This is a genomic window from Phyllobacterium sp. P5_D12, from assembly GCF_054049495.1.
Genome location: NZ_JBFUMG010000533.1, coordinates 1 through 3,040, shown reverse-complemented (window position 1 = coordinate 3,040; position 3,040 = coordinate 1). Strand labels below are relative to the sequence as shown.

Annotated in this window: 4 protein-coding genes; 3 read left to right on the top strand and 1 reads right to left on the bottom strand. The window is 53.8% G+C overall.

The annotated features are described in order from the left end of the window. Both ACXJ5O_RS23050 and ACXJ5O_RS23045 read left to right on the top strand, forming a co-directional pair. A partial coding sequence (locus ACXJ5O_RS23050; RefSeq protein WP_457301941.1) for a mobile mystery protein A occupies nt 1–353 on the top strand: 353 nt, incomplete at its 5' end. Beyond that, nucleotides 353–937, top strand: a complete 585-nt coding sequence (locus ACXJ5O_RS23045; protein ID WP_457301940.1) for a mobile mystery protein B — start codon at nt 353–355, stop codon at nt 935–937. The genes ACXJ5O_RS23050 and ACXJ5O_RS23045, both read left to right, overlap by 1 nt. Nucleotides 938–1,171: 234 nt before the next feature. Here ACXJ5O_RS23045 and ACXJ5O_RS23040 read toward each other — a convergent pair whose 3' ends face one another. Beyond that, the gene (locus ACXJ5O_RS23040; RefSeq protein WP_457301939.1) at nt 1,172–2,230 is read right to left on the bottom strand and encodes a LacI family DNA-binding transcriptional regulator; all 1,059 of its coding nucleotides are present in this window, start codon (nt 2,228–2,230) and stop codon (nt 1,172–1,174) included. A gap of 219 nt (nt 2,231–2,449) precedes the next feature. Between ACXJ5O_RS23040 and ACXJ5O_RS23035 the strand changes: the two genes are divergently transcribed. After that, nucleotides 2,450–3,040 (top strand): substrate-binding domain-containing protein (locus ACXJ5O_RS23035; RefSeq protein ID WP_457301938.1); only part of this gene is annotated, 591 nt, incomplete at its 3' end.

Here is a 3,040-nt window from a genome sequence, read left to right as displayed (position 1 = left end):
AGGCATTGTCCATGAGCGGTCCACAGCTTGGTAAAAGAGCAGGAATCACTAGAGCCGCCGTTTATCAAGCCGAACGAAACGAACGTGATGGCGCTATTACTCTTAATCAAATGGAGAAAATGGCACGAGCGCTTGGAGGAAAATTTGTCTATGCCATTGTCCCCAATGGAAAGGTGGAAGACGTCATCCGGGCGCAGGCACTACGAAGAGCGGAAGGATTGGTAAGGCGAGCAAGTTCCCATATGGCTCTAGAATTGCAATCCCTACCACCAGAGGGTACCCAAACCGAGATAGACCAACTCGCCGACGACCTTATCCGCCGTATGCCTACTGACTTCTGGGAAAGCCGTTAGTGTTTCGAGAACCAGACGGCGCAACGCCGCTTGATCCGGATGAAATCAACGGCCTTAAATTCAAGCACGTTACAACGCGCGGCGAACTCGATGAGTTAGAACAGGCCAACATTGAGCAAGGTTTGTTATGGCTGGGGAGGAGGCGGGGCGGCGATATTCTTACAGATAGTTTCATCCGAACCTTGCATATCCGATTATTTGGGGATGTTTGGAATTGGGCCGGCACTTATCGACTAACCGAAAAGACTATTGGCATTGATCCGCTTCAAATCCCAGTGCAAGTCCAAATGCACCTTGATAATGCCCGTTCCTGGGCCGATCATAGTGTCTTTCCTCCGTTGGAGGCGGCAGCACGTTTCCATCACCGTTTGGTGCAAATTCATCCATTTCCAAATGGCAACGGACGGCATACGCGCATTGCCGCGGATGTATTTCTGGAAGACTACTTCGATCACGTTCCCATTGAATGGGCGAATGGCTTTGATCTACAGGCCGATAATGAGCGTCGGGGTAGCTACCTCCTGGCTCTACGAAATGCCGATGCCGGGAATTTTGGCGCGCTTCTCTCTTTTGTGCGCGGTTGATTGATGTTGACCCTGACGCAAAGTACGGCTCGCGATTAGTGAGTTTAACGGGATGAGGCATGATGATTATCGGCGGCGTCCAAACACCGTAAACCAAACGCTCGACATGATCATCACGATCATCGGCATCCGGACTTTTTAAAGTGCTTTACCACCAGCTTAACCGAAACAAGGGAATTCCGACCAGTCTTCAAACATTCTGAATTATTATCGTCGTTTCAATCAACGAAGCACCTAAGCTATATCCTTGATAGCATCGAGCGGTCCCTTGAGCGCGGTCCGCGGCGGCACAAGTTCCGGCTGAATGAGGTAAGTCTGCACTGACGGCCGGCTCTCCGCCATGATCTCGAACGCCTTCGTGATCATCCCTTCGATATCCTGACGGATCATGATAACCGGGAACGGCAGAAACGATCCGAATGGATCGTAGTCATAGCAGCCAACCACGATATCCATAAAAGCTTCATTCGGATGCTGCGCCATGAAACGCAGAAGGCCTTCGAAATTGATGGACGAATTGATGAACAATCCTCGCGGCAGCTTCCCTTCCCGCTCGTAGAAGCGTTCGAAAGCAATCTGCGCCATGTTGGGGGAGTAGCCGGTCGGTTCTATGCACTTGTCTGAATCGCCCTGCATCAGCTCGCGTTTGATGGCGCGAAATCCGCGAATACGTTCGCGGCTCGCGTGATCGTCGCGCCCGCCAAATAGATAGAGTTCGTCGGGGCCAAGTTTCAGATCATCGCTGAAATGGCGAATTATCGCCTCCGTCAGCATGCGTGCACCCTGATAATTATCGCTGATTACGGAGGGCGCCTTGCTGCCTGGCAGATCGATATTGACGTGTTTGAGGCCGGACCCGATGCAAACGGCATGAACACCGTCGGGATCTGTAGCGCCCGCCACGATCAGCTCGTCGACCGAATAGGAAATCAGCGTTTCCACTGTTCGTCTTTCCTCCTCCGGATCACGGCAGGCACTGACGACGATGGGACACTGTCCGCGGCTGCGAACATGCGCCTCGAACGACTGTGCCATCGATGAAAAATAGCGGTTGTCATGAACAGGCAGTAGAAGGCCGACAAGGCCAGACCTCGAACTCCGCAATCCCCGTGCTTGCAGGTTAGCGGTGTACTGATGCTGATCGGCCAGATCGCGTATCAGCTCAGCCGTACTTTCCTTGATCCGGCGCTTGCGCCAGGTGCCGTTGAGAACCGCGCTGACCGTCGATGGCGAACTTCCGGAAAGCACCGAAAGGTCGTAGATCGTCGCCTTTTTCTTCGGCTGATGTTCCATGATTTCTCCTACCGCCAAACACCGCTTGACGAAAGTGGCAAACTAAATGATATTCATTGCACCATCGATTGTGCAAAAATGCAACATCGGTGGTGCAGACATCGCAGCGTGAGGAGGCGGTGATCGAGCGCGGGTTTTCCAGGGCCGTTCCGGTTCTGCCAATGACCGCCGCCCGATTGGATGTTAAGCTCCCGTGGGGAGCACATGGAGGAGGAAACAATGAAAAGATTTGTAATCGCCGCCGTTGCGGCATCGCTATCTTTGGCAGGCGCCTTCACGGCCCTTGCCGCCGACAGCGGCAAGGTTGGTATCGTCGTCAAGATCGGCGGTATTCCATGGTTCAACGCCATGGATGCAGGCATCAAGGAACAGGGCAAAAAGCTCGGCGTCGACGCCTTCATGGTTGGGCCGACAAGTGCCGATCCAGCGCTCCAGGTTCGCGCCATCGAGGATCTGATTGCGCAAGGCGTGAAGGTCATCGGCGTTGTGCCGAACGATGCCAAGGTTCTTGAACCGGTGCTCAGCAAAGCCAAGGAAAAGGGCATCATCGTCATCACCCACGAGTCGCCGAGCCAAAAGGGCGCTGATTGGGATTTCGAACTCGCCTCTGCGACCGGTTTCGGTGAAGCGCACGCCAAGCTTCTGGCGGAAAAAATGGGCGGCAGGGGCGAATATGCCGTTTTCGTTGGATCGCTGACTGTTCCGCTGCACAATGCGTGGGCTGATGCTGCCAACGAATATATCAAGAAGAACTATCCGGACATGAAACTCGTCGGAGAGCGCTACGGCGTTGCCGAGGATGTGGACAAG